This is a genomic window from Massilia sp. IC2-477, from assembly GCF_020707265.1.
Taxonomy (GTDB): Bacteria; Pseudomonadota; Gammaproteobacteria; order Burkholderiales; family Burkholderiaceae_D; genus Telluria.
Window position 1 is genome coordinate 466,060 of sequence record NZ_JAJFEQ010000003.1, and the last position, 25,352, is coordinate 491,411.

The 25,352-nt window shown below is 65.2% G+C and carries 22 protein-coding genes; 11 read left to right on the top strand and 11 right to left on the bottom strand.

The annotated features are described in order from the left end of the window. Nucleotides 1-18: 18 nt before the first annotated feature. Nucleotides 19-1,659 (bottom strand): DUF4394 domain-containing protein, encoded by a 1,641-nt coding sequence (locus LK542_RS08255; protein WP_227811519.1) that lies wholly within the window; start codon nt 1,657-1,659, stop codon nt 19-21. 210 nt (nt 1,660-1,869) lie between these two features. Beyond that, nucleotides 1,870-2,721, bottom strand: a complete 852-nt coding sequence (locus tag LK542_RS08260; protein WP_227811520.1) for a flagellin — start codon at nt 2,719-2,721, stop codon at nt 1,870-1,872. Between the two features lie 320 nt (nt 2,722-3,041). Here LK542_RS08260 and LK542_RS08265 point away from each other — a divergent pair, with 320 nt between their 5' ends. Then, entirely contained in the window at nt 3,042-5,237 is a 2,196-nt protein-coding gene (locus tag LK542_RS08265; RefSeq protein WP_227811521.1) for an OsmC domain/YcaO domain-containing protein, read from the top strand. A gap of 141 nt (nt 5,238-5,378) precedes the next feature. Beyond that, nucleotides 5,379-8,222 (top strand): EAL domain-containing protein, encoded by a 2,844-nt coding sequence (locus LK542_RS08270; protein WP_227811522.1) that lies wholly within the window; start codon nt 5,379-5,381, stop codon nt 8,220-8,222. A gap of 21 nt (nt 8,223-8,243) precedes the next feature. Here the strand turns inward: LK542_RS08270 and LK542_RS08275 are convergent, their stop codons facing one another. The 4 genes from LK542_RS08275 to LK542_RS08290 all read right to left on the bottom strand — a co-directional run bounded on the left by LK542_RS08275 (nt 8,244) and on the right by LK542_RS08290 (nt 11,852). Next, nucleotides 8,244-8,561, bottom strand: a complete 318-nt coding sequence (locus LK542_RS08275) for a DUF5335 family protein (protein WP_227811523.1) — start codon at nt 8,559-8,561, stop codon at nt 8,244-8,246. Nucleotides 8,562-8,660: 99 nt separating this feature from the next. Further along, on the bottom strand, nt 8,661-9,833 hold the full coding sequence (locus tag LK542_RS08280; protein ID WP_227811524.1) for a zinc-dependent alcohol dehydrogenase: 1,173 nt from the start codon (nt 9,831-9,833) through the stop codon (nt 8,661-8,663). A gap of 10 nt (nt 9,834-9,843) precedes the next feature. Then, nucleotides 9,844-10,656, bottom strand: coding sequence for an SRPBCC family protein (locus LK542_RS08285; protein ID WP_227811525.1), 813 nt, complete (start codon nt 10,654-10,656; stop codon nt 9,844-9,846). Nucleotides 10,657-10,712: 56 nt separating this feature from the next. Continuing rightward, the gene (locus LK542_RS08290) at nt 10,713-11,852 is read right to left on the bottom strand and encodes a major royal jelly family protein (RefSeq protein ID WP_227811526.1); all 1,140 of its coding nucleotides are present in this window, start codon (nt 11,850-11,852) and stop codon (nt 10,713-10,715) included. A gap of 436 nt (nt 11,853-12,288) precedes the next feature. Between LK542_RS08290 and LK542_RS08295 the strand changes: the two genes are divergently transcribed. The 4 genes from LK542_RS08295 to LK542_RS08310 all read left to right on the top strand — a co-directional run bounded on the left by LK542_RS08295 (nt 12,289) and on the right by LK542_RS08310 (nt 16,618). Further along, complete coding sequence (locus tag LK542_RS08295; protein WP_227811527.1) at nt 12,289-13,437, top strand: glutathione-independent formaldehyde dehydrogenase; 1,149 nt, start codon at nt 12,289-12,291, stop codon at nt 13,435-13,437. 132 nt (nt 13,438-13,569) lie between these two features. After that, entirely contained in the window at nt 13,570-14,754 is a 1,185-nt protein-coding gene (locus LK542_RS08300) for a zinc-dependent alcohol dehydrogenase (RefSeq protein ID WP_227811528.1), read from the top strand. A 10-nt stretch (nt 14,755-14,764) separates the two neighbouring features. Next, complete coding sequence (locus LK542_RS08305; protein ID WP_227811529.1) at nt 14,765-15,355, top strand: hypothetical protein; 591 nt, start codon at nt 14,765-14,767, stop codon at nt 15,353-15,355. Between the two features lie 114 nt (nt 15,356-15,469). After that, on the top strand, nt 15,470-16,618 hold the full coding sequence (locus LK542_RS08310) for an NADH:flavin oxidoreductase/NADH oxidase (protein ID WP_227811530.1): 1,149 nt from the start codon (nt 15,470-15,472) through the stop codon (nt 16,616-16,618). Between the two features lie 27 nt (nt 16,619-16,645). On the opposite strand, the gene LK542_RS08315 is transcribed toward LK542_RS08310, so the two are convergent. Beyond that, nucleotides 16,646-17,638 (bottom strand): site-specific integrase, encoded by a 993-nt coding sequence (locus LK542_RS08315; protein WP_227811531.1) that lies wholly within the window; start codon nt 17,636-17,638, stop codon nt 16,646-16,648. 731 nt (nt 17,639-18,369) lie between these two features. Between LK542_RS08315 and LK542_RS08320 the strand changes: the two genes are divergently transcribed. Continuing rightward, nucleotides 18,370-18,798, top strand: coding sequence for a hypothetical protein (locus tag LK542_RS08320; protein WP_227802978.1), 429 nt, complete (start codon nt 18,370-18,372; stop codon nt 18,796-18,798). A gap of 182 nt (nt 18,799-18,980) precedes the next feature. Here LK542_RS08320 and LK542_RS08325 read toward each other — a convergent pair whose 3' ends face one another. Next, nucleotides 18,981-19,850 carry a protein phosphatase 2C domain-containing protein gene (locus LK542_RS08325; protein WP_227811532.1) on the bottom strand — a complete coding sequence of 290 codons (870 nt, stop codon included), beginning with the start codon at nt 19,848-19,850 and terminating at the stop codon, nt 18,981-18,983. Between the two features lie 325 nt (nt 19,851-20,175). Here LK542_RS08325 and LK542_RS08330 point away from each other — a divergent pair, with 325 nt between their 5' ends. Both LK542_RS08330 and LK542_RS08335 read left to right on the top strand, forming a co-directional pair. Then, entirely contained in the window at nt 20,176-21,681 is a 1,506-nt protein-coding gene (locus LK542_RS08330; RefSeq protein ID WP_227811533.1) for a hypothetical protein, read from the top strand. A 75-nt stretch (nt 21,682-21,756) separates the two neighbouring features. Further along, entirely contained in the window at nt 21,757-22,035 is a 279-nt protein-coding gene (locus LK542_RS08335; protein ID WP_227811534.1) for a hypothetical protein, read from the top strand. Between the two features lie 12 nt (nt 22,036-22,047). On the opposite strand, the gene LK542_RS08340 is transcribed toward LK542_RS08335, so the two are convergent. Beyond that, nucleotides 22,048-23,220, bottom strand: a complete 1,173-nt coding sequence (locus tag LK542_RS08340) for a tyrosine-type recombinase/integrase (RefSeq protein ID WP_227811535.1) — start codon at nt 23,218-23,220, stop codon at nt 22,048-22,050. Between the two features lie 107 nt (nt 23,221-23,327). Between LK542_RS08340 and LK542_RS08345 the strand changes: the two genes are divergently transcribed. Beyond that, nucleotides 23,328-23,771 (top strand): DUF411 domain-containing protein, encoded by a 444-nt coding sequence (locus LK542_RS08345; RefSeq protein ID WP_227811536.1) that lies wholly within the window; start codon nt 23,328-23,330, stop codon nt 23,769-23,771. Nucleotides 23,772-23,832: 61 nt separating this feature from the next. Continuing rightward, entirely contained in the window at nt 23,833-24,183 is a 351-nt protein-coding gene (locus tag LK542_RS08350; RefSeq protein WP_227811537.1) for a hypothetical protein, read from the top strand. Here the strand turns inward: LK542_RS08350 and pnuC are convergent. Together pnuC and LK542_RS08360 are read right to left on the bottom strand one after the other, a co-directional pair. Further along, on the bottom strand, nt 24,180-24,773 hold the full coding sequence (gene pnuC / locus LK542_RS08355) for a nicotinamide riboside transporter PnuC (protein WP_227811538.1): 594 nt from the start codon (nt 24,771-24,773) through the stop codon (nt 24,180-24,182). The genes LK542_RS08350 and pnuC overlap by 4 nt on opposite strands. Nucleotides 24,774-24,836: 63 nt before the next feature. Continuing rightward, nucleotides 24,837-25,337: a pyridoxamine 5'-phosphate oxidase family protein gene (locus tag LK542_RS08360; RefSeq protein WP_227811539.1), complete on the bottom strand. Its 501-nt coding sequence runs from the start codon at nt 25,335-25,337 to the stop codon at nt 24,837-24,839. Nucleotides 25,338-25,352: the final 15 nt, after the last annotated feature.

The window sequence follows — 25,352 nt, forward strand, 5'->3', positions numbered from 1 at the left end:
AACCGGCGCGCCGCCCGGTCAGCGCAGCGAAATCGCGATGTCGCGCAGTCCGAGGCCCGCGCCGGCGACTGAGGTCGCGGGCGCCGCACTGCCGGCGACCAGCGTCGCCGCACCGCTTGCCAAATCGATCCGGTACAGCGAGGACGGACCGCCTGCCGTAGTGCGCAGCGCGGCGAGCGCGATGCCATTCGCGCCCCCCGCAATGTCGAAGGCCGCATCGCCCGCTACCGCCACGCCGAGCATGCCGACATTCACCAGCGTGCCCTCATTCGGCGGATTTTGCAGCGCCAGGCTGTCGCTGTCGGTATCGATGTCGAACAGCTGGGTCGCAGTGGCTGACGGGATGCTGTTGGTGTAGGCGGCACCTGTCACGACAGGCGCAGCGCCTGCCCGGTTGATCGCGCCATCGGTCGTGGTGGCGCCGGTGTCGACGTTGATGCGCAGGCTCTGGCCGCGGTCGCTGATCACGCGCAGCCGGTCCGCCACCGGGTTGAAGTCGACCGCGAACATGCTGCCGACGATGCCGGTAAACGGCAGCGTGGTATCGGCAGGATCGGCGGCCAGCGTGGCCTTGACCGTGGTGACGCCGGTGGCCGCGTCGATGGTCACGATGCGCGCGGCGGAGGTGATTCCATATAACAGGCCGTCGCGCGGACGGATATCGAAGCCCACGACGGTTTCGTTCGCATTCAGCCCGGCGAGCCCGATATCGGCAGTCAAGACGTTGGGCGTGGCTGGACGGAAGGCGACGATACGGCCGGCATCGGTCAGGGCGAGCACCACCGGCGCCGGTCCCGCGCGCAAGGCCAGGCCGCGCGCGTCTTCGCTCAGGGCCAGTGCGCCGGCCGCGGTTGCGGCGTTGGCGGTTGCGCCGAGGTTGACAGTGTAGAGGGTCCGGGTGCCGCCCGCGTTGACCACGACGTAGCCCATGTTGGTGCGGGCGTCGATGTCGAAGCCGTTGGCCGCGCCTGCATCCAGGCCGAGGCTCACCGGGGTCGCCAGCGTGCCGTCATTGGGAGGATTCTGCACGTACAGGGTGTCGGTCGCGCTGTCCAGCGCGTACAGTGTGGTGCTGGTCGTGCCGGCAAAGGAATTGGTATAGGCGGACGCCGTGATCGTGCTGCCAGCCGCTCCGCCATTGATGCTTCCGTCCGTGGTGGTGGCGCCGGTGTCGACGTTGATGCGCAGGCTCTGGCCGGTGTTGCTGACGACGCGCAGGCGGTCTGCGACCGGATTGAAGTCGACGCCGAACTCGCTGCCGCCGAGGGCGGTATATGGGGCCGTGGTGTCGGCCGCGTCGGCGCTCAGGGTGGCCTTCAGGCTTGCCGCGCCGGTTTCCGGATTCAGGGTATAAATGCGGCCGCTGCTGCCGACGCCGTACAACTGGCCGTCGGCGGGGCGGTAATCGATCCCGACCAGGCTTTCACCCGCCTGCAGGCCGGTCACCGCCGCCGAAGTGCGGGCCGTGCCCGGCGTATCGCGATTGAAGGACACCAGACGGTTGCCGGTGGTGAGCACGACCAAATCTCCTGCAGTCACGGCGGTGGGCGGCGGCGTGGTCACGGGGACGCTTGCCACCGGATCGTCGTCGCCGCCGCAGCCGGCCAGGACGAAGGCGAGAGTGGAAGCCAGAAGAAGCCCGGGGATACGTTTGTTCATGGTCAGTTCCTGTCGTAGAGGTTGAATGGATGCCGTAACCATTACCGTCGCAGCCGGATGTAGCCGAAACGCGGTGGATACACGCTCTACGCTGCCCGAACGTATTTGGATGCACTTTCGCTAAATATTTTTTGGCATGTCGCTACTGCATAACGAAAAAAGCCAGTCCCGCGGGACTGGCTTTCAGGGTGGAGCGGGAACTGAATCTGATTACTGCAGCAGGGACATGACCATCGAGGACATGCTGTTCGACTGCTTCAGCATCGCGGTGCCGGCTTGCAGCAGCATCTGGTTCGAGGTCATGTTCGCGCTTTCGGTCGCGAAGTCCACGTCCATGATCAGGCCGGTAGCAGCCTTGCTGTTGGTGCTGATGTTGGCCAGGTTGTTGTACACGTGCTCGAGGCGGTTGGCGGCAGCGCCCAGGCCCGAACGGACCTTGTTCACCGAGTTCAGCGCGGTTTCCAGCGAAGCGATGGTGGCGTTGGCGCTCGAGGTCAGTTCGGTGCCGGTGGTGGTGCTGGTGTAGTTGGCGGTGGCGGTGCTGACGTCCGACGCCATCTGGGTCATGTCGGCCGACAGGTCGACAGCCATGGTTTCGCTCGACGAAGCGCCGATCTGGAAGGTCATCGACGAAGCGGTGGTGCCGCCGACCAGCAGCTTGGTGCCGCCGAAGGTGGTGTTCTGCAGGACGTTCTTCAGTTCCAGGCCCAGTGCGTCGAATTCCGACTGCATGGCCTTCTTGTCGTCGTCGGTCGACGAAGCGTCAGCGGCCTGGGTTGCCAGATCCTTCATACGGACCAGCATGTTGCCGACTTCGTCCAGCGCGCCTTCGGCGGTCTGCAGCATCGAGGTCGAGTTCTGGGTGTTGCGCATGGCGACGGCCATGCCCGAGGTTTGCGCTTTCAGGCGCGAAGCGATCTGCAGGCCGGCAGCGTCGTCCATTGCCGAGTTGATGCGATAACCGGTCGACAGACGGGTCATCGAGGTCGACAGCGAGTTCTGGGTACGGTTGATCGAGGTCTGGGCGGACAGTGCGGCGTTGTTAGTGTGGAGGCTCAGCATGGTGTCTATTCCATTAAGGGGTTGTTCTGGTGGCGAGCGTCTGACTCGCGCTCACTGGTACAAGGCGACCCGGGCGTCGGCTTCATTAAGTGCCGTACGGAAATTTTTTTTAAAATTCTGAGAAGTTGTCAGACACATCATGGAAATGCGCCTCTTTATATGGTTTCACCGTAGTTCTCGAGAAAGAACATGCCGATTTTTCACAGTTGCAGGCGGAAGTCGGCTTGTCGGGACAAACGGCAGCCGGCGCTGTGCCTTCCGGGTTCGGACGAAAGCAAGGATAATGGCGGGTCATTCACAGAGCACTGGTTGGAACCCCCATGGAAATCAAGGTCAATTTTCTCGACAAGCTTCGCCTGGAAGCCAAATTCGACGACTTCACGGTCATCGCGGACCAGCCGATCCGCTACAAGGGCGACGGTTCGGCCCCGGGCCCCTTTGACTATTTCCTGGCCTCGTCCGCCTTGTGCGCCGCCTATTTTGTAAAGCTGTACTGTTCGACCAGGGATATTCCGACCGAAAATATCCGCCTGTCGCAGAATAATATTGTCGATCCCGAAAATCGCTACAAGCAGATCTTCAAGATCCAGGTCGAGCTGCCGGCCGATATTTCGGAAAAAGACCGCCAGGGCATCCTGCGTTCGATCGACCGTTGCACCGTCAAGAAGGTCGTGCAGACCGGCCCCGAATTCGTGATCGAGGAAGTCGAGAACATCGATGCCGACGCCCAGGGCCTGCTGCTGGCCAGCCCGGATGCCTCGCACAGTACTTATATCCCGGGCAAGGACCTGCCGCTCGAGCAGACCATCGCCAATATGTCGAAGGTGCTGGCCGACCTGGGCATCAAGATCGAGATCGCCTCCTGGCGCAACATCGTGCCGAACGTGTGGTCGCTGCATATCCGCGACGCCCATTCGCCGATGTGCTTCACCAACGGCAAAGGATCGACCAAGGAAAGCGCGCTGGCCTCCGCCCTGGGCGAATACATCGAGCGCATCAACTGCAATCACTTCTACGCCGGCGCATTCTGGGGCGAGGAATTTGCCGGGGCGCCCTTTGTCCATTATCCGAACGAGCGCTGGTTCAAGCCGGGCAAAAAGGATGCGCTGCCGGGCGACATCCTCGACGCTTACACCCGCGAGATCTACGATCCGGAGCGCGAACTGCGCGCTTCGCACCTGGTCGACACCAATTCCGGCAACAGCGAGCGTGGCATCTGTTCGCTGCCCTTCGTGCGCCAGTCCGACGGCGAAACCGTGTACTTCCCGGTCAACCTGGTCGAGAACCTGTTTGTCAGCAACGGCATGAGTGCCGGGAACACCCTGGCCGAAGCGCAGGTGCAGTGCCTGTCGGAGATTTTCGAGCGCGCGGTCAAGCGCGAAATCCTCGAAGGCGAGATCGCCTTGCCTGACGTGCCGCAGGAAGTGCTGGACAAATATCCTGGCATCGTCGCGGCCATCAAGGGCCTGGAAGAGCAGGGTTTCCCGGTACTGGTCAAGGATGCCTCGCTGGGCGGCAGCTATCCGGTGATGTGCGTGACCCTGATGAACCCGCGCACGGGCGGCGTGTTTGCTTCCTTTGGTGCGCACCCGAGCTTCCAGGTCGCACTCGAGCGCAGCCTGACCGAACTGCTGCAGGGCCGCAGTTTCGAAGGCCTGAACGATCTGCCGCGCCCGACCTTCGCCAGCGAAGCCGTGACCGAGCCGTATAACTTCGTCGAGCACTTCATCGATTCCAGCGGCATCGTGTCCTGGCGCTTCTTCAGCGCCAGATCCGAGTACGAGTTCGTGGAGTGGGATTTCTCGGGCCAAGGCGAAAATTCGAACGCCCAGGAAGCGGCCGCCCTGTTCGGCATCCTGGAAGAGATGGGCAAGGAGGCCTACATGGCGGTGTACGAGGATCTGGGGGCCACCGCATGCCGGATCCTGGTGCCGGGCTATTCCGAAATCTACCCGGTCGAGGACCTCATCTGGGACAACACCAACAAGGCGCTGCTGTTCCGCAGCGATATCCTCAACATTCATGGCCTGGATGAAGAGCGGCTGGAGGCCCTGCTGGAACGCCTGGAGAACAACGAGCTCGACGAATACGGCGACGTCGCCACCCTGATCGGCATCGAATTCGACGAGAACACGGTCTGGGGGCAATTGACGGTCCTGGAACTGAAGCTCTTGATCCGCCTGGCCCTGGGCGACCTCGAGGACGCGCAGGAACTGGTGGGCGCCTTCCTGCAGTACAACGACAATACGGTCGAGCGCGGCTTGTTCTACCAGGCCGTGAGCGCGGTGCTGGAAGTGGAGCTGGACGACGAAATGGAACTGGACGACTACATCGTCAATTTCCGCCGCATGTTCGGCGACGAGCGCATGGATGCGGTGGTCGGCTCTGTGGACGGCAGCGTGCGCTTCTACGGCCTGACGCCAACCAGCATGAAGCTCGAAGGCCTCGAGCGCCACGCGCGTTTGCTCGACAGCTACCGCAAACTGCACGCGGCGCGCGCCAAAGCCGCACGCTGAGACACGCGCCGCATCGAGGAACTTCGCTCTGCACATCCCGTCTTATCCATTGCTGCACTAACGCTATGCCTGATACCGCCTGCAAGCAATTGCAGGCGGCAATACGAGCGGCCCGGCCGCCGCACATCGCGGAACGACAGCATGACGACGGAGACGAGATCGGCAAGCGGCGGACAGCCGGGCGCCTTGAACCGCCAACAGTTGGTCGCATGGCAGCTGGCCGAGGTCCAGGCTATTGGTCACGTCGGTACCTGGGAATTCCATCCGCCTTCCGAAAAGCTTGTCTGGTCCGATGAAACCTGCCGCATCATGGGGGTCGGTAGAAGCGGCTTTGACGGCAGGATCGAAACCTTCCTGTCCCTGGTTCATCCGGACGACCGCGTCGTGGTGGCGGCCGCCATCCGGGAGAACCGGGAGCATCCAAGGCCGATCGAGCTCGAGCACCGTATCGTCCGGCCAGACGGTACGGCACGCTATGTGCGCGTCCACGGCCTGCCTTACCTGGAAGAGTCCGGCAAGCTGATGTTGGCGGGCACCGTGCACGACATCACCGAGCTGCGGCAATCGACTGCGGCCTTGCAGGCGATGTCGCGCAAGCTCCTGGGAACGCTGGAAGCCATGGCCGATGCGTTCTACATCCTGGACAGGCAGTGGCGCTTTACCTACCTGAACGAAGCAACCGAGCGCCTGCTGCGCCGCTCGCGCCATGACTTAATCGGCAAGGTGCTGTGGGACGCTTACCCGGACCTGGTCGGGACGGAATTCGGGGCCCGCTACGAATTCGCGATGGCGCACCGGCAGCCGGTCGAATTCGAGGAATACTACGCACCGCTGCAGGCATGGAAGGACGTGCGCATTTTTCCCACCGAGGAAGGCCTGGCAACCTTCACCACCGAGATCACAGAGCGCAAGCGCCTGGAAGAGCTGGAGCGCGAGACCGCCGAGCGCTTCAGGATGGTGGCCAGGGTAACCAGCGACATCGTCTGGGACTGGGATGTCCCCCGCGATCGCCTGTGGTGGAGCGAGGGCGTGCATACCGTATTCGGCTACGGCGCGGACGCCTTCAATGACGGCATCAACGACTGGACCACCCGGATCGCACCCGAGGACCGCGAGCGCGTCGTCGGCGGATTGTATGCGGCGATGCACGCTGGGAAGGCGACCTGGGGTGCCGAATACCGCTTCCTGCGCCATGACGGCTCCTACGCCACCGTACGCGACCAGGGCGTGTTCAGGCGCGGCGCCGATGGAACAACGCTCAACGTGATCGGCTCGATGCTCGACATCACCGCAGACAGGCAGGCCGAAGCCGAGCGCCGCGCGGCCGAAGCACACCACCGGCTGCTGGCGTCGCTCCTGGACAAGGCCCACGATGCGATCTCGGCGTCCGATGTCGACTTGCGGATCACCTACTGGAACCAGGGCTCCGAACGCCTGTTCGGTTGGACCGCCGCCGAGGCGGTCGGCAAGACCAAGGACCAGCTCCTGACCCACGACAAGAAAGACCTGGAGGGGGCCTTTCACGAGGTCTTGAGCAAAGGCGAGTGGCGCGGCGAAATCATCAAGCGCCGCAAGGACGGTCGCATGGTCCCGGTCGAATCGCACCTGACCCTGGTGCGCGGCGAGGATGGACAGCCGCAATCGGTGCTGGCGATCGACACCGACATCACCCAGCGCAAGCACGACGAGCAGGCGATCCTGGACCTGGCCTTCTTCGATCCGCTGACCCGCCTGCCTAACCGGCGCATGCTGCTGGACCGCCTGCGACACGCGGTGGCGGCGACCAAGCGCGACGGCCATGGCGGGGCCGTGCTCTTCATCGACCTGGACAACTTCAAGACCCTCAACGATACGCTCGGACACGACAAGGGCGACCAGCTGTTGCAGCAGGTCGCGCGCCGCCTGGAGGCGCGGATGCCGCGCGGCAGCGACACGGTGGCGCGCCACGGCGGCGATGAATTCGTCATCGTGCTGGAGTACCTGAGCGCGGACTCGGAAGATGCGGCAGCCCAGGCCGAGCTGGTGGCAGAGAAGCTGCTCGGGGCATTCATCGAGCCCTTCCAGCTCGATGGACACCAGCACCATGCGAGCCCGAGTGTCGGTGTGGCGCTGTTCGACAAGGACATGAAGGACATCGACGAGCTGCTCAAGCGCGCCGACCTGGCGATGTACCAGGCCAAGGCGGCGGGCCGCAACACGATCCGCTTCTTCGACCTGCGCATGCAGACAGTCATCAATGCACGCGTCGAGCTGGAGGCCGACCTGCGCCGTACCCTGCAAAGCCACGGATTTACCCTGGCTTACCAGCGCCAGACCGACAGCAAGGGCGCGCCCGTGGGCGCCGAGGCGCTGCTGCGCTGGCAGCGCCAGGGCAGCCAGCAGGTGTCGCCGTCGGTGTTCATTCCACTCGCCGAGGAGACCGGGCTGATCCTGCCGCTGGGCGAGTGGGTGCTGGAAGCCGCATGCCGCCAGCTCGTGCGCTGGGGTAGGCAGCCGGAAACCGCACACCTGACGATGGCGGTGAATGTGAGCGCCCGCCAGTTCCGCCAGCCCGGCTTCGTGGACCAGGTGCTGCAGGTCATCGCGCGCACCGGCGCCGACCCACGCTTGATCAAGCTCGAGCTGACCGAGAGCCTGCTGCTGGCGAATATCGAGAACACGATCGACACCATGCACGCGCTCAAGGAAAACGGGATCGGCTTCGCGCTCGACGACTTCGGCACGGGCTACTCGTCGCTTGCCTACCTGAAGCGGCTGCCGCTTGACCAGCTCAAGATCGACCAGTCCTTCGTGCGCGACGTGCTTACCGACCCGAACGACGCCGCGATCGCGCGCACGATCCTTGGGCTGGGCCAGAGCCTGGGCCTGGATGTGATTGCGGAAGGGGTCGAAACGGCGGACCAGCGCAACTTTCTCGCCATGCATGGATGCCGCGCCTTCCAGGGCTACCTGTTCGGGCGGCCGGTGGCGGCGGAGCAGTTCTGAGCGATCAGCAGCCTTGCGCGCTCATGCCGGGCCGGAGTAGGGCAGCATCAGCGGTTCGCGCAGCCGGACGATCTGGCGCACATCGTCGGCGCCGACGACTTGCATGCTGGCGAGTCCGCCAGGGCCGTGATCGATCCAGACTTCGCGTGGTTTCGGAATCAAGTGATCGAGGCCCTCGACCAGGATTTCGATGAGATCGTTGTTGGGGTCGTAGCTGATGCCCAGCAGTTGGATCCATTCCTGCTCGACCTGATCGCCGATACTCAGCCCTGTCGCCTCGATCTCCACTTCCTTGCCGACAGCTGTGATTTCGACAACTGGTCGAAGGTTTTCTGCCATGCCGCTCTGTCAAGTTTTGTCGTAGACATCACTTTGCTCCTTACTCGTCCGCACAGGTACGGCCGCCACGTAGAAGGATTGCACGAGGCGCTTGAAGGTCTAAGGCGCGAACACCGCGCGTACGCAGCCGTCCTTCTTGTGCTTGAACATGTCGTAGCCGCGCGGCCCTTCCTCGAGCGAGAAGCGGTGGGTGGCGAGGTAGGCCGGGTTCAGCTCGCCTTTCTGTGCGTGTCCAAGCAGCCGCTCCATGTAGGCTTGCCCGTGCTGCTGGGCGCTGCGCACTGTCATGCCCTTGTTCATGATGACGCCCATGGGAAACTTGTCGATCAGGCCGTAGACACCGAGCACCGACAGGGTGCCGCCCTTGCGGCAGGCCATGATCGCTTCGCGCAAGGCCTGGCCGCGGTCCGTTTCCAGGCGCAGGGCCTGCTTCACGAGGTCATAGGCATATTGCGGCCCGGTGCCGTGCGCCTCCATGCCGACCGCGTCGATGCAGGCGTCGGGTCCACGTCCGCCGGTCATCTCCTTGAGCACATCCAGCACGCTGTCGACCTGTGTGTAGTCGATGGTTTCCGAGCCGGCGTGTTCGCGCGCCATCTGCAGGCGCTCGGGAAAACGGTCGATCCCGATCACCCGCTCGGCGCCCATCAGCCGGGCGCTCTGCTGCGCCATCAGGCCCACGCCGCCGCAGCCCCAGACAGCGACCGTGTCGCCAGGCTGGATGTTGCAGAAATCGGCGCCCATATAGCCGGTCGGCGCGGCATCGGACAGGAACAGGGCGGTTTCGTCCGCTACCCCGTCGGGGACCTTGAAGCAGTCGTTGTCGGCAAACGGCACCCGCACGTACTGCGCATGTGCGCCAGCGTAGCCGCCGAAGGCGTGGGTGTAGCCGTAGATGCCGGCCGTGGAATAGCCGCCGAGCAGCGGCTCCTGCAGCTCGGGCTTGGGATGCGTGTTGTCGCACAGGGAGTACAGCGAATGCTGGCAATACCAGCATTGGCCGCATACGATGAACGAAGGCACGACGACGCGGTCGCCCTTCGCGACGCGCTTAACCGCCGGTCCGACTTCCTCGATCACGCCCATGAACTCGTGGCCGATCACGTCGCCGGCCTTCATGGTCGGGATGTAGCCGTCGATGAAGTGCAGGTCCGAGCCGCAGGTGGTCGACAGGCCGACGCGCAGGATGGCGTCGTGGGGGTTCACGATTTCGGGGTCTTTGACGCTACCGACACGCAGGTCGTTCACGCCGTTCCAGTAAAGTGCTCGCATGTCCCGCTCCTCATTGGGTATCGGCGCGGGCGGCGGGCTGGCGCATGGTGGTCGGGATTTCACCGGTTTCGACCAGGTTCTTGAAGCGCCGCAGCACCGCTTCTGCGGCGAGCTTCAGGGGTGTGCTTCCCAGGAGTTCGAGTGCTTCGCCGCCGAGCCCGCCGGCGGGCGGGTCGAAACGCAAGTGCAGCGTCAGCACGGTGCCGCGACCGGCAGGGGCCGCGTCGAAGCGGAGCCATCCCTCGTTCTTGGTGCCGCGCTCGGACATCGAGCGCCAGCCGATGCCCTCGCCGGGCCGGTCTACCGTCTCGGTATCCCATTCCCAGGTACGGCCGAACGGGCCCTCCAGCTTCCAGTGCATGCGGCCTTCGCCGGCAGCAGTGACGGTGGCAAAGCCTGCCATGACTTGCGGCAGCGTCTTCGGGTCGAGCCAGTACTGGCGAAGCTCATCGGCACTCTTGCCGATCGTGATCGAGCGCTCCGCCTCGGGCTTGCCGCTCCCTTTTGCGCGTTCGGCCTGCGCGCTGCGCATGCTGCCCAACGCGCCTGCGCCAGCGAAGGCAGTGAGCGCGAGCGCCGCGGCGCCTTTCTTCCGCCCTCCGAGACCTGCCACGATGGCAGCGGCGCCGAGTGCGACGGGAATCCAGCCCAGGTTTTGCATCTGGCCACCTGTCTCGGCGCCAGGCGAAGGGCGGCCCTGCGGCCTTGATGTGTCCTGTTGCGCAGGATCGATGCCATTTGCCATGATCAAACCTTCCTGGTCGGTGTGAGCCGTATCGGTACCGGGCGGCAGCGCGATCGTCTCAGTGTAGACGCCTGCCAAGCGGGATCAAGCCGTTTTTTGCGCGAGAGTCAGCGTGAGCGCGCGGGACAAGGATGTCAGTCGCGTGGCCGCGGCAGGCGCCATAGCTGGGTCGGCAGGGCCAGTGGCGCGTCCCGGTTGAAGAAGGCCGAGTCCTGGATACGCGACGTGGTCACATACAGGCTGCCGTCCGGTCCCTGGCTGAAGGTGTCGGGCCAGCGCAGGCGCGGGTCCTGCACCACGGTGCGCAGGCTGCCTCCCGGACCCTGGGCCAGGTTGCGCGCCTTGATCGCGTTGTCCTCGATGGAGCTGAGGAACAGGATCTCGCTGTCTCTGTCCGTGCGGCGGGCGATCCAGAGGCCGTCGGTGGGCCCGACCCTGCCGTAGGGCTGGACCTGGCCGGAGACGTCCGCGCCGGCCAGGCCCCGTCCGGTGAGCGCCGCGGTCTGGATGCGATACAGGGTCGTGCCCGTGAGTGGCTTCCAGTACAGCCAGGCGCCGTCGGTCGAGAGGGCGATGCTGTCGGCGGCGAACAGCACCGGACGTCCGTCCGGATAGCGCAGCGGCCTGCCGTCGGTGCGCACGACCACGCCTTTTTCGGGCTGGGTCGATGGCTGGCCGTCCAGCACCCGGCGCGCGCGGCCGGAGGAAAGCTCCACCACGACCAGCGCGCCGCGTTGTCCCGCGTCGGTCAGGAATGCATGCCTGCCGTCCGTCGAGAAGCGGACGTCGTTCAGGTAGGAGCCGGGGATGGCGATATCCTGGCCGAAGCGGATCACCTGGGCCACCCGGTCGCTCGCCAAATCGATGCGCACCAGTTTCGGTCCGCCCGGAACGATGCCATCGACGGCGGGAGCGGCGGGATCGACGACCCAGACGCTGCCGCGTCCGTCTGCCACCACGCTCTGCACGCAGACCCAGTGGTCCGCTGGATCGAGCTCGTCGCGCCGTACGTTGCGCCATGCATTCCACTGCTCGTTGGGATAAGGACGCAGGCTTCCATCCTTCATGAGTTCGGCGACCGAGACGGGCGAGTCTTCCGTCCAGCGCGGAAAGTTGACGAAGATACGGCCCCGTTCGCTGACGGTCACGCCGGTGACCTGGTGTTCGAACTGGGCTGCCTGCTGCAACACGGCCTCGCCCCGGCGATGGTCCGCCTGCGCCACAGGCTGGGCCTGCAGCGCCGGCGTTTGCGCCGGCGCCGATCCCGAGGACAAGCTGGCTCCTGCAAAGACGAGTGCGAGAAACATGGGTGTGATTCGCATGGCTCTTCCTTTTCAAAAACGGCAGCAATCCACTGCGTGAAAGACCATTCTGGCACGCTTGATTCGATGTATGTGTAGGCGCACATCCCGATCGTGTTGGCTGCTCGCCGTCGCCTGGTACCGCGCCGCCGCTATGAGAATGTGCGCTGAGCGATACCCCACACCCTATGCGGATGCGCAGGCCGATAAGGAAAAAAAATTGAATGCCGGCCTTGTGATCGGACGCCTTGCGGTCACTGTGAAATGGATGCTCCCGTGGCGGGTCGATGCCCGTGCGGTGGCGGACCCGCCCGCGGGGCCTTCCCGCGGCTTCATCAACAACTGCCACGCTGTGCCGTGTCTTGTGATGCAGGCCCGGCTCCATCCTGGTGGATACAAGGAGCAGATCATGAAAGCTGTCGTCTATCGCGGTCCCAACCAGGTCGCCGTCGAGAACGTGCCCGATCCCAAGATCGAACGTCCGACTGATGCCATCGTCAAGATTACCAGCACCAACATCTGCGGCTCCGACCTCCACATGTACGAGGGCCGGACCGATTTCGAGCAGGGCCGCACCTTCGGCCACGAGAACCTCGGCGTGGTCATGGAAGTCGGTCCGGCGGTCGAGCGGCTCAAGCCTGGAGACTGGGTGTGCCTGCCCTTCAATATCAGCTGCGGCCACTGCAAGAACTGCGAACGCGGCCTGACCAACTACTGCCTGAAGGCGAACGAGCCGGGCGTGGCCGGCGCCGCCTTCGGCTTTGCCGACATGGGGCCATGGCAGGGCGGCCAGGCCGAATTCCTGAGGGTGCCCTGGGCCGACTTCATGTGCCTGAAGCTGCCGCCGGACGCGGAGCAGAAACAGACCGACTACGTAATGTGCGCCGACATCTTCCCGACCGGCTGGCATGCGACCGAACTGGCCGGCATGAAGCCCGGCGACGCGGTGGTCATTTACGGCGCCGGTCCGGTCGGCCTGATGGCCGCGCACTCGGCGATGATCAAGGGCGCCTGCAGCGTGATGGTGGTCGACTGCCATGCCGACCGCCTCAAGCTGGCCGAGTCGATCGGCGCGATCCCGATCGATTATTCCAGGGAAGACCCGGTGCAGCGCGTCATGGACCTGACCCACGGGCTGGGTGCCGATGTCGGGTGCGAATGCGTCGGCTACCAGTGCCACGACCATCATCACCACCGGCAGGAGCGTCCGAACCTCACGATGAACAACCTGGTCAATTCCGTCAAGTTCACCGGCGGCATCGGGGTGGTCGGCGTGTTCGTTCCGCAGGACCCGGGCAGCCCGGACCAGCTCGCGAAAGAGGGCAAGATCGCTTTCGATTGGGGCATGCTCTGGTTCAAGGGGCAGCGCGTCGCCACCGGCCAGTGCCCCGTCAAGGCCTACAACCGGCAACTGCGCGACCTGATCCACGCGGGCCGCGCCAAGCCCTCGTTCATCGTTTCCCATGAGCTGAAACTGGACCAGGCGCCGGACGCCTACCAGCACTTCGACGCGCGCGACCATGGCTGGACGAAGGTGGTCCTGCACCCGGGATCCTAGGCGGCATGGCGCTCGTTTGCGAGAAACGCCCGCGCATGAATGATGAACGTGACGCCATCGACGGTGTCCAACTTTCCCGCCCGATGGCGGCGGCTGCGGGAGCACGACGACAATCTTGACGGGAGGTTTTTTATGCTTGCAACTAACTATCGTGGACCATACCGGATTCGGGCTTCGCAAAAGCCGGATCCCGTGATCGAGCACCCTGGCGACGCCATCGTCCGGGTGACACGCGCCTGCATCTGCGGCTCGGACCTGCACCTGTACCACGGCCTGGTGCCCGATACCCGCATCGGGCACACCTTCGGCCATGAGTTCGTCGGCATCGTCGAGGAAGTCGGCTCGGCGGTCGAGACGCTCAAGCCGGGCGACCGCGTGCTGGTGCCGTTCAACCTGTTCTGCGGCAGCTGCTTCTTCTGTCAGAAGGAGTTGTACAGCAACTGCCACAACACGAATCCCGAAGCGACCGCGGTGGGCGGCATCTACGGTTACTCGCACACCACCGGTGGCTACGACGGCGGCCAGGCCGAGTACGTCCGCGTACCGATGGCCGACGTGGGACCGTACAAGATCCCCGAAGACATTGTGGATGACGACGCGGTGCTGCTGACGGACGCGCTGCCGACCGGCTACCAGGCCGCCGAGATGGGCGACATCCAGCAAGGCGACACCGTGGTCGTGTTCGGTGCCGGGCCGGTCGGCATTTTCGCCGCCAGGTCCGCCTGGCTGTTCGGGGCCGGCCGTGTCATCGTGGTCGACCATGTCGACTACCGGCTCGACTTCGTGCGGCGCTACGCGCCCTGCGAGATCATCAACTTCCGCGAAGTGAGCGACGTCGCCCTGCACATCAAGAAGATGACGGACTGGCTGGGTGCGGACGTGTGCATCGATGCCGTCGGCTGCGAAGCCTCGGGCAGCCTGACCCAGACCCTGACCGGGCGCTGGACCATGCTGCAGGCGGGGGCGGCCACCGCGCTGTTCTGGGCCATCAATTCGGTGCGCAAGGGCGGCAACGTGTCGATCGTCGGCGTGTACGGACCGACCTTCAACGCGGTCCCGATCGGCAACGCGCTGAACAAGGGTCTCACCTTGCGCATGAACCAGGCCGCCGTCAAGCGCCACGTCCCGCACCTGATCGAGCACATCCGCCAGGGGCACCTGAACCCGAAGGAAATCATCACCCACCGGGTGCCGCTGGAGGAGGTTTCGGATGCCTACCACATCTTCTCCAGCAAGTACGACAACTGCATCAAAACCGTGCTGATTCCACCGCGCGCAGGCTCGGCGCGCACGACGGCGCGCAGCGTCATCCATTGAAGGAGAGGCCATGGACACCGAAATCGCCAAGCGCGATCTTGCCGAGCAACGGCGCGACCCACATCACCACGGCCACGTCGGCTACGAGCGCCAGATGGACTACGACCTGAACCGGCATAGCCCGCCGGTCGAGCAGTTGCAGCGCATCCCCGGCTGGGGTTCGGATCTCGACAAGAAGAACCGGCCGGCCGTGCCGATGGAACGCACACCGCCACGCTTCATCCACGTGCCGCAGGGGCAGCCGGTCCAGCAGGCGCAGACCGTCGAAGTGTTCTGCTCGCCGGAGCGTCCCGGCATCACGCCGATCTTCGGCACGGCGGAACCGCCCAAGTGGCTCTCCGGTGCGATCCGGCGCCTCGCCTACAAGCTGCCGGAGAACGACCTGCGCCACTGGCTGATGCTGATCGCCGCCGACCGCGTCAACATGGTCGAGGGCATCGTCGAAGACCTGGCGCATGGCCATGTGCCGAATGTGCTCGGGGAGATGGGCATCCGCTCCGAGCTGCGCCATAACCCGGCCGGCCTAGTGCGCAAGGCGCTCATCGCCACCGTGGTGGTGGGCGGACTCATGGCCTTGCGCAGGCGCCGCAGGCCTTACTGATCCCCCAGGGCCCGGGCTCATCCGGGCGCCGGGGCGTCGTGGACGGCACCTACGGGTGCCGGCGCACGCGCTTGCGATCCACATTCACGTTTGTCTTGCACCCGGAGGTAAGCAATGAGCCCGGATAGTATCCAAGCCACACACGGCGCGATGGCCGGCGCCGCCCATGACCAGGAAGTGCCGGAAGTCGATCTTCTCAGTCCGCTCGCCCTGCGCAGTCTCACTTTGCGCAACCGCATCGCCATGGCGCCGATGTGCCAGTATTCGGCCGAGGAAGGCATGGCCAACGACTGGCATCTGGTGCACCTGGGCAGCCGTGCGGTGGGCGGCGCCGGACTGGTGATCGTCGAGGCCACCAGCGTTACCTGGGACGGCCGCATTACCCCGGGCGACCTGGGTATCTGGAGCGACGAGCACATCGAACCCCTGGCGCGCATCGCCCGCTTCGTGCGCAGCCAGGGCGCGATCGCCGGCATCCAGCTGGCACACGCGGGACGCAAGGCCAGCACGGCCGCGCCCTGGACCGGCGGCGCCACGCTCGAGACGGCGGGCGAGGGTGGGTGGCCGGTGGTGGCGCCGAGTCCGATTCCCTTCAACCCCGGCGACCCGATCCCGACCGCGCTCGATGAAACGGGCATCGACGCCGTTATTGACGCCTTCGAGGCCGGCGCCAGGCGCGCCCTCACGGCCGGATTCCAGGTGCTGGAAATCCATGCCGCGCACGGCTACCTGCTGCACCAGTTCCTGTCGCCGCACAGCAACCAGCGCAATGACGGATACGGCGGCAGCCTGGAAAACCGGATGCGCCTGGTGTTGCGCGTGACCGAACGCCTGCGCGCCGTCGTCCCCGCCGAGCTGCCGCTTTTCGTGCGCATATCCGCTACCGACTGGGCCGCCGGCGGCTGGGACATCGAGCAGTCGGTCGAACTGTCGCGGCGCCTCAAGGAGCTGGGCGTCGATCTCATCGACGTGTCCACCGGCGGCAACCTGCCGACCGCGCGCATTCCGGTGGCCAAGCGCTACCAGGTGCCGTGCAGCCGCCGCATCCGCGACGACGCCGGGATCCTGACCGGTGCGGTCGGCCTGATCACCGACCCGAAGGAGGCCGACGAAATCGTCACCGGCGGCGACGCCGACCTCGTGCTGCTCGGACGCGAACTCCTGCGCGAGCCCTACTGGGCGCTGAAGGCGCAGCATGCGTTCGAAGAAGAACCAAGCTGGCCGGTGCAGTATGGCTATGCGGTGAAGCGGCGCGCGAAGTAGCGCGCCAGGCCGGCTCCGTACCTGGCTTCATTCATCGGGATCCGGTTTGACGCGCGCGAACTGGTAGTCGGCGGCGGAGCGCTCGAGCGCCAGGCCGAGCGTGTCCTTGAGCTGGTCCGGCGTCGCGCCCTCGGCGAGCTTGCGCTGGGCGAAGGTGTTGCGCAAGGTGCGCCCGCCTGCCCGCGACAGGTCGATGCCGGCGCGCTCGAAGGTGGCCCGGACCTGCATGTACACGGTCTTCTTGATCATCTTGCGACCCTCGGTATTGGCGGGGAAGACGAAGTCGCCCGGAATACCCATCGCCGCGCGCTCCCGCAGCCAGGCCTGCAGCTCGACGGCGCCTTCGCGGGGCAGCGTCGTGACGTGTTCGTGACTCGTCTGGTGCTTCTCGCTTGGCGTGATGGTGATGTCGATGCCGCCCTCGATATCGGTCTGCTGCCCAACCTCTGCGAGCAGCAGGCCGATCGCCTCGGCCACTCGCAGCCCGGCCAGTGCAATCACCACCTGCATGGCCCGGTCGCGCCGGCGCTTCCAGCCGTCGAAGGGCGTCAGCTGGCGCACGCGTGCCGGCGCCGAGGGAAGGGCGTCGAAGAAGCGGCGCAGTTGGTCCTCCGACAAGGCCCGGGTCGGATCATCGCGCAGGAACTCGGCCTGGCCGGTGGCCAGGATGGCCTCGCGCGCCGGGTTCGGATCGAGCTCCAGATGCTGGTAGCAGCGATCGAGCAGGCGCAGGTAACGGTAAGCGATCTTGCTGTTGATGACGCGCCCATGCTCGTCGGCGCGGTCGATAAAGCGCTTGAGATCGGCCCGGTCGACCTCGGAAAACGCCTTGCCTTGTTCTGCCAGCCAGTTGCAGAAGTTCCGGAACATATAGGTATAAATCTCGACGGACTGTTTCGAGATGGTCTTGAACTGGCCGTCGGCGGGCAGGCGCTTGGCCGTTTCGGCGAAATCGAGGCTGACGATAAAGGCGTCGAATGCCTTGGTGGGATTCTTGTCCCAGGATGATCGCTTGGCCATGGCGGAAATATCGGTATGGGATGCGCTACTATATCACCAAAAAATGTAACTAACCCACGAGATTCGACGGAACCCCAAAAACCCCGGCCACCAAGGACCGGGGCCGGGACGACCTGCACCGGCCCACTGCGGCCGACAAAACAATGATCGGCAACGGGCGCGCAGGCGGCGCGGCGGCTGTGAAGGCAGGGTAGGGCAATGCCGATCGTTCGCCTGGGCACCGATGACTCCGATGAGCCAATTTCTGAGGACCTCCAGTCCCCGCTTGCCGCCGTTCGACTTGTTTGTACACTTGCCGGAAGATCGAAATCGCCGAGAGATGTGTCATGACGGAGAAGCGTCGGACCGATCTCACGCTTGCCCATGTCGGCAAGCGCGATCACACACTCCCATAGCTGAGGCAGATGCCGGTTGACCGACGGAAGCTCGACGACAGCTTGGCTAGTAACATCCCGCGCCGTTGAGTTGTCCCGGAACAGAAGAATTCAGGAATGCGGCTTCCCATCGGCGTGCAGAAAACGGCCAGGATCCCGCGCTTGGATCTTGTGGCAAGCGCTCGCGCCGGCGGCCGCTCCGTGCGCTACCCATCAGTCGTCCCTCGGCGGCCTGCGCGGGGTTGCGCCTTCACATGTACCGCAATTTGTCCTACTTATGTAACGGGAAATAGGTTCCATGCATCACCGACTATGATGGCGGCCACGATCAACTGCAAATGAAGGAAGAAGACAATCATGACCATGCGATGGCCTTTATACCTCGTGCTGAGCCTTGCCGCATTCGTGTGCGACAGGGACGCTGCGGCCAGCGTCGATACGTCGCCGAAGCCGGGTGGCATCTACAAGCTCAAGCCCGGTGTATTCGTTGCGGAAAGCGTGCGCTGCGAAGCCCCGGCCAATCCGGACATCCGGGAATATGACGGACGAAACATCAGCTCCTTGCGCGACCGCGGGTGCCGGACGCGTGTCTTCGCGCGCAAGGGAAGCCGGTATACGGTCGACCAATCGTGCATCGATGCGCGCGGCGGAACTGCCGCCCGACATACGGTGCGCCAGCAGATCGTGGTGCGCGATGCGCTCAGCTTCACGCAGACGATCAGGGGGCGCAGCGTGGATTATCGGTATTGTCCGGTGTACCAATTGCCGCGCGGCCTGCAACACTGAGCCGATGCTAATCTGCGCATAATCTATATTATGTTAAATCCGCTGTTGAGCCGTGATGGGCCGCAGCGGGGTTACACCAAGTTGGTCCACTCTCCCGTCCAGGCAGGCAGCTCAGCAGACTTCAATCGATTCGCCAGACCAGGCGCACGGGCGGACGGATTTTCCGGCACGCCCCGCCCGGCCTAATCCTGCACGCCGTCGGCGCACCACAGGATCGCCGACGCGTCGTCCGCCCGTTTCAGGGTTTGCGCCGAAGCGGCCTGCACCGCTTCGAACTGGCGCAGTTGCTCCAGTGCCGCCTGCACGCCGGCTTCCCGGCACAGCGTGAACAGGCTCTCCGGCGTCTGCAGCCCGTAGGTGTCCACCAGCCGGTAGAAGCCGTCCGTCATGGCGAGCACGCAGGAACCTGGCGGCGCGTCGACGGCGTACGTGCGCGCGCCCAGGGGGCCGTTCGGACGCAGGCAAAGCGAATTGGTGCCGGCAACCGTGTTCTGGAATTCGCGCCGCGCGCGTAGCATCGGCAGGAGCCGCGCCTGGCGCGCTGCAGGGTCGCTGAGGCCTTCGGCCTGCAGTTTCGCGATCTCGGCGCGCAGGATCGCTTCCTGGGGATTCACAAAAGGATCCAGGTCGTGAACCACGCCGTCGGGCGTGCGCATCAGGGCCTTGCAGTCTCCCAGGCAGTACAGTTCGAGCCGGAAGCCATTAGCCACTTGGCGCGCCCGCACCCAGGTCAAGGCCGCGATCGGCCAGGCATATACGGGTACGTCCTGGCCGGCGCTGCGCGCGCGGAATTCGTCGAACACGGCGTCGATCGCAGCGTGCACTGCCGTTTGCTGGTCCAGGTCCGCTTCGATGCGCGCCTTGAGTGCCGTGGCAAAGCGGTTCACGAACCAGACCACGTCGCCGTTGACCGGATCGACGTAATCGCGTTCGGCCATGGAGGTGCCGCCGTCGATCATCACCAGTTCGGCGCCGTCGTGCCGCGGGAACGATCCGGCCCAGTCTTCGTTGTGCTGCGCCGTGGCGCCCGATGAAACCAGCTGTGTCTGCATTGGCATTCTTCCAAACGATATTGTCGCGACCACTTACCCCGAAACGGCCGAAGTCCCGGCCAAGCCGCCAGTTCAAATTGAACTCGACATTATATATGCTAATGTCGAGTGACATTTAGGCAGTATTTTCCTTCCTGCGACGACAGGTGGAATGAATGTGCTACGGGTTCCGGATGACATCAGCAGCTGCCCGCATCCCATCCAAGTCGGATAAAGCTGACCCAAGCATTCCTATTGCAGGAATAGCAAGCTAGAATCACGCCCGTTCCCATACAGTCGAAGGATGCGAGGCCGGTCGTCCGCTGCGGATGCGGCCTCATTTACCATGCAGCGCTTTCTCCCTGCCCGGCCCGCGGCCCGCATTGCCCTGTTCATCGCCCTGCTGTCTCTGGCGACCCTGCTCCTGAGCCGCCCTTCGAAGAACGGCGACTTCCAGGAATACGCCCTGATGACAATCGCCCTTGCCAGCCACGGTACGCCCGACATCCGCCTGTCCGACATCGACACCGCCGCCCGCCTCTCGCCCGAACCGGGCTTCGCCACGATCCACGATCGACTGCGCGCCGGCATGCAGGCCGGCGCCTCCGATCCCTTCCCCGGCTTCGTGCGCGGCAAGGACGACGGCTACCATGCCATCCACTTCTTCGCCTATCCGGCGCTGGCGGCGATCCCCTTCAAACTGATCGACGCCATGGGCGGCAAACCGTTCAAGGCTTTCCAACTGGTGAACCTGGCGGCGCTCGCGGTGCTGACGATCGCCCTGTATCGCTTCACGGGCTCGCCGCGGCGCGCGGTCTTCGGCACGGTGCTGTTCCTGCTGTCGGGCGGCGCGCTGTACGCCAACTGGTGCAGCCCCGAATTCTTCAGTGCCTGCGCCCTGCTGTCCGCGCTGTTGCTGGTCCTGCTCGGGCGCCCCTACGCCGCCGCCTTGCTGGCGGGCGTCGCGGCGATGCAGAATCCGCCGCTGATCCTGTTCTCGGTGTTCGCGCCCCTGATCCGGATCGCCTACGTGCATGCACACGAAGGCCTGGTCTTCGGCGCCGCATGGCGCAGGGTCGTCACACGCCACACCGTGCTGGCGTCGATGCTGCAGGCGGCGCTGGCCTGCCTTCCGGTGCTGTTCAGTCTCGCGAAATTCGGCGTCCCGAGCATCATCGCGGTGCTGTCGACCGACTCCACCCTTGTCACGCCGGGACGCCTGCTGTCCTTCTTCTTCGACCTGAACCAGGGCACGATCGTCGGCCTGCCGGTGGCGATGCTGCTGGTGCTGGCACAGCTCGCCGCCAGGGAGCGCCTGCGCTGGCTGCCGCACCTGGCGGCTGCGCTCCTGTTCAGCGTCATGATGGCGCTTCCCTCGCTGTCGACCGTCAACTGGAACTCGGGCGCGGACGGCATGATGCGCTACGCCATGTGGGGTGGCATGCCGCTGCTCTACCTCGCCATGGTTTACCTGCAGCGCCTGCAGCGCTGGCCGCTTGCCCTGGTCGCTGCGATCCTGCTGGCGCAAGCCGGCGCCATGAAGTTCGCGCGCAGCTACGACTACCTCGAGTTCAGCCCGGCCGCGCGCTTCATGCTCGCGCGCTTCCCCGCCCTCTACGCGCCGGAGCCGGAAATCTTCATCGAACGCAGCCTGCACCGCGATGGCGCCGTGCACGCGGACGTGGTGGCGGCCTATCCATCGCGGCAGGCGCCGGTAAAGATCCTGTTCAACGCGGGCAGTGAAGCAGCACAGACGGAGCTGTGCGGCGTCCGTGGCCGGGTCGCGACCGGTGCCGGCACCTGGACCTACGTCGACGGCCCGCCGCTGTGCACGCAAGGCGCGCACGACTGACGTCCAGCCGTTTGCGTCCCTGGGCTTAGGGAGGTAAAAATGCACTATGCGAACTGATCACTCGAAAGGAAGAGCATGGGCATCACTGTGAAGAACACGACGCCGGACACGGCCAGGGTCGTCCTGGTGGGCGAAATGATGGACGGGAGCTTCGACGCCAAGGTGATGGCGGAAACCGACGTGCCGTACACGAAGTACTGGGACAACGAACTCGAGCAGCGCATCGTCTACCTGCACCCGGACCCGGACCAGCTCGAGGCGATCGTCACCGCCCTCAACGAACGGCGCCTGTCGATCGACGAACTCCAGAACTTCGGCAGCTCGACCGGCGGCACCTCCGAACTGCCGATCTGAACGCCCGCAGCGCTACTCCGGCTGGTCCGGCACCAGGCCGGGGCCCGAACCCAGGATTTCATCGTGGCGTTCGTGGTCCTGCTTGTGCAGGTAGGCCGCGGTCGTGGCGATGTTGGCGTGGCCGGCGGTGTCCTGCAGCGTCTTGAGCTGCACGCCGCTATTGGCGTGCTTGGTCAGCATGCTGTGGCGCAGCCAGTGCGTCGAGGCCTGGCGCAGCGCGGCCGCGCTGTCGCCGTCGCCCAGCGCCTCGGCGCGCTCGCTTGCTGCCACAAAGACCGCCTTCAGGGCTTCGGACGCCGCTTCGTCCGTGATGCACACGGCTTCCTTGCTGCGGCTGGACAGCACCAGCGGGGTGCGGTCGGCGCGGCTGGCCTGGGGCAGCAGCCCGAAGGCCTGGCGGTAGTCGCGCAAGGCCGCCAGCATCGCGGGCGGCACCGGCAGGCGGCGCGGCTTGGCGCCCTTGCCCATCACGTCCAGCCACCAGCGCCCGTCCCCTTCGCTGTAGATCGCGCCCATGCTGGCGCCGACGATCTCGTTCAGGCGCGCGCCGGTCTGGGCAAAGGCGATCAGCAGAAAGCGGTCGCGTTCGCGCTGGCGCAGCGCCGCCGGGGTGTCGGCCACGCGGTTCGACACCGCCTCGATCGCATGCGCGACGGCCTGCGGGCTCAGGTAGCGCGTGATGCGGCTGGCCTGGCCGGCGCGCACGTTGCGCACCAGGCGCGCCGGGTTGCGGCGCAGGTAGCCGGTCTGTTCGGCGTAGCCCAGCAGGCCCTTTACCGCGATCATCGCCTGGCGCCGGCTGGCGTCCGACAAGGGGCCGGAAAACGGCCGGTAGCGCGGATCGTTGCGCGGCCACTTGGTGCTGGAGATCCATTCGGGCGGCGGATTGCGGATGAACTCCTTGTAGGCGTTCAGGTCCGCCACCGTCAGCTGACCGAAGGTCTTGCGCGCCTCTTCCCGGCACCAGGTGAGGAAGCGGTACAGCTCCTTCTGGGTGTTGGCCACCGATTTCGGGCTCAGTTCTCCCTGTCCGATATACTCGCGCGCCAGCTCGGCGTCGCTCCTGGCGTCGGTGACCGGCTCGTCCGCCACGCCACGAAAGACGGCGCCGCGGGCGCTGGCGGCCAGACGCTGGGGTGAATCTTCAGGCAGCGGATCGAGGTCGATCGGGAGGAAGGTGACCATGTTGCTTTCTAATACTGTGTTTTTATACAGTATAGCAGCTCGGACAAGGGCCACCAAGCCTGTGCTTGCGGCATAATGCGATTTTTCCTGTCGCCTTTGGAGCTCCCATGCTGCTGCGTTTTCTCACCCAGGCGGGGTTCGCCGCCCTGCTCGCCCTGCCCCTCGCGGCCAGCGCCGCCCAACCGGTCATCGAGGTCTATAAAACCGCCACCTGCGGCTGCTGCAAGGAGTGGGTCAAGCACCTGGAAGCGAACGGCTTCAAAGTCAAGGCCCAGGACGTCGAGAACACGTCCGACTACCGCGAAAAGTTCGGCATCCCGAACGAGTACGGTTCCTGCCACACCGGCCGCGTGAACGGCTATGCGCTCGAGGGCCACGTCCCGGCCAGCGAGATCAAGCGCCTGCTGAGCGAAAAGCCGAAGGCGCGAGGGCTGGCTGTGCCCGGCATGCCGATGGGGTCTCCCGGCATGGAAGGTCCGCGCAAGGACGCGTACGACGTGCTGCTGGTGAAGGACGGTGGCAAGACCAGCGTCTACAAGCGCTACCAGTAAGCTCGCGCCCGTCCACGGGGATCGTCGGCATAATGGGCTCTCCGTAGCGATGGAGCCCGACATGAACAATCCAGGACAACAGAACGATCCCTCGACGACGCTCGGCGTCGGCGGCGCCACCAGCGGCCAGCAGGGCGCGACGCCCACCCACGAAACGCAGCAGGAAACCGGTGGCAGCGGCGGCGATGGCCTCACCCGCAACCAGTCCGGCGAAACGGCCAATGCGCCGGGCGGCGCGGAAGGAACAGAAGGCGGCGGCCGTCAGGTGGAGGCGGAAGGCAGCGCGATGACGAAGGTCGGGCGCGGTCCGCAGGACACCCGTCCCAACCAGGCCAGCCCGACTGGCACAGGCCTGGGCACACCGGAGACCGGCGGCAACCAGGACGAGAGCGACCTGCCCCCAGGCCGCTAGAGCGTGTGCGCCACTGGCGCCAGGGCTGCGCCCGACTCGCGCGCGGCCAGCTTGCGCCACCAGATCCACGACACGACCGCATTCACCCAGAATGCCGCGTACAGCACCGCCGTCAGGTATAGCCCGCAGCTGGCGTAGAGCGGCACGGCGATGCTGTTCACCAGCAGCCAGACCGGCCAGTTCTCGATCCGGCGCCCCATCATCAGGAGCTGGGCGATCACGCTGAACACCAGCACCGCCGAATCGACGAAGGGTGCATAGGCATTGGTGTAGTAATGGAGGATCGCACCATAGGCGGCGGTGGCGGCGACGCCTGCGGGCACCATCCAGGCCAGCGTACGCCAGCCCGCATGGGTCACGGGTAGCGGCGCGCCCTGCCTGCCGCGCAGCCAGCGCCACCAGCCGAGCAGGCTGGTGCCCACGAAGAAGACCTGCAGGACCACGTCTGCATACAGGCGGGTCTGCGCGAACAGGATGCCGAACAGGGAGCAGCCGATGACCCCGGTCCACCAGGTGTGGACGCTGTTGCGCCCGGCGAGGAAAATCGCCACGGCGGTAAAGGCGTTGGCCGCGATCTCGAGTGGGGTCATGCTGGCTTCCCTGGGCAGAAGCCAGCACTCTAAGCGAGCCGGACCGCGCCGGCAAGCTTCTGCTTACATCCGGATGGTACCGTGCTCGGCGTCGACGTCGGGCGTGGAGCCGGTGACGGCCGCCTTGGCCATGGCGAACATGCGCACCATCTTGCTGTCGTTCGAATCCCAGTACTCGGCCGCATGCGGCATCACCCGCACCAGCACCACGTGCTCGTCCTCGGGGCCGGACGGGAACCAGGCCTGGACCATCGGGTTCCACAGGGCCTGGATCTGGTTGCGGTCGACCACGCGTTCAGCCGTGCCGCTGACCGACACATAGGTGCTGTTGTCGTTGTCGGCGAAGCTGACGTTGACTTCGGGTTCGTGGGCGATGTTGTCCCACAGTTCGGTGGTGCTGCGGGTGTAGAACCACAGGCCGCCTTCGGCATCGACCTGCTGCTTGGTCATCGGCTGGCTGATCAGGTGGCCGTTCGCGTCGCGCGTCGTGAACATGGCGAAGCGCATCGAACCGATTTTCTCCGATAGGGCGGCCGCGTGCGCCTGGGCGTTATGAGCTGGCATGGCATTCCTCGCTGT

Bases quoted from the DNA above. Each gene is read 5' to 3' on its own strand.
- LK542_RS08320 (WP_227802978.1), top strand. From the start codon at position 18,370: ATGACCATGCGATGGCCTTTATACCTCGTGCTGAGCCTTGCCGCATTC.
- LK542_RS08325 (WP_227811532.1), bottom strand. From the start codon at position 19,850: ATGCAGACACAGCTGGTTTCATCGGGCGCCACGGCGCAGCACAACGAA.
- LK542_RS08345 (WP_227811536.1), top strand. From the start codon at position 23,328: ATGCTGCTGCGTTTTCTCACCCAGGCGGGGTTCGCCGCCCTGCTCGCC.
- pnuC (WP_227811538.1), bottom strand. From the start codon at position 24,773: ATGACCCCACTCGAGATCGCGGCCAACGCCTTTACCGCCGTGGCGATT.
- LK542_RS08330 (WP_227811533.1), top strand. From the start codon at position 20,176: ATGCAGCGCTTTCTCCCTGCCCGGCCCGCGGCCCGCATTGCCCTGTTC.
- LK542_RS08275 (WP_227811523.1), bottom strand. From the start codon at position 8,561: ATGGCAGAAAACCTTCGACCAGTTGTCGAAATCACAGCTGTCGGCAAG.
- LK542_RS08340 (WP_227811535.1), bottom strand. From the start codon at position 23,220: ATGGTCACCTTCCTCCCGATCGACCTCGATCCGCTGCCTGAAGATTCA.
- LK542_RS08360 (WP_227811539.1), bottom strand. From the start codon at position 25,337: ATGCCAGCTCATAACGCCCAGGCGCACGCGGCCGCCCTATCGGAGAAA.
- LK542_RS08350 (WP_227811537.1), top strand. From the start codon at position 23,833: ATGAACAATCCAGGACAACAGAACGATCCCTCGACGACGCTCGGCGTC.
- LK542_RS08295 (WP_227811527.1), top strand. From the start codon at position 12,289: ATGAAAGCTGTCGTCTATCGCGGTCCCAACCAGGTCGCCGTCGAGAAC.
- LK542_RS08300 (WP_227811528.1), top strand. From the start codon at position 13,570: ATGCTTGCAACTAACTATCGTGGACCATACCGGATTCGGGCTTCGCAA.
- LK542_RS08305 (WP_227811529.1), top strand. From the start codon at position 14,765: ATGGACACCGAAATCGCCAAGCGCGATCTTGCCGAGCAACGGCGCGAC.
- LK542_RS08310 (WP_227811530.1), top strand. From the start codon at position 15,470: ATGAGCCCGGATAGTATCCAAGCCACACACGGCGCGATGGCCGGCGCC.
- LK542_RS08260 (WP_227811520.1), bottom strand. From the start codon at position 2,721: ATGCTGAGCCTCCACACTAACAACGCCGCACTGTCCGCCCAGACCTCG.
- LK542_RS08335 (WP_227811534.1), top strand. From the start codon at position 21,757: ATGGGCATCACTGTGAAGAACACGACGCCGGACACGGCCAGGGTCGTC.
- LK542_RS08315 (WP_227811531.1), bottom strand. From the start codon at position 17,638: ATGGCCAAGCGATCATCCTGGGACAAGAATCCCACCAAGGCATTCGAC.
- LK542_RS08265 (WP_227811521.1), top strand. From the start codon at position 3,042: ATGGAAATCAAGGTCAATTTTCTCGACAAGCTTCGCCTGGAAGCCAAA.
- LK542_RS08270 (WP_227811522.1), top strand. From the start codon at position 5,379: ATGACGACGGAGACGAGATCGGCAAGCGGCGGACAGCCGGGCGCCTTG.
- LK542_RS08255 (WP_227811519.1), bottom strand. From the start codon at position 1,659: ATGAACAAACGTATCCCCGGGCTTCTTCTGGCTTCCACTCTCGCCTTC.
- LK542_RS08280 (WP_227811524.1), bottom strand. From the start codon at position 9,833: ATGCGAGCACTTTACTGGAACGGCGTGAACGACCTGCGTGTCGGTAGC.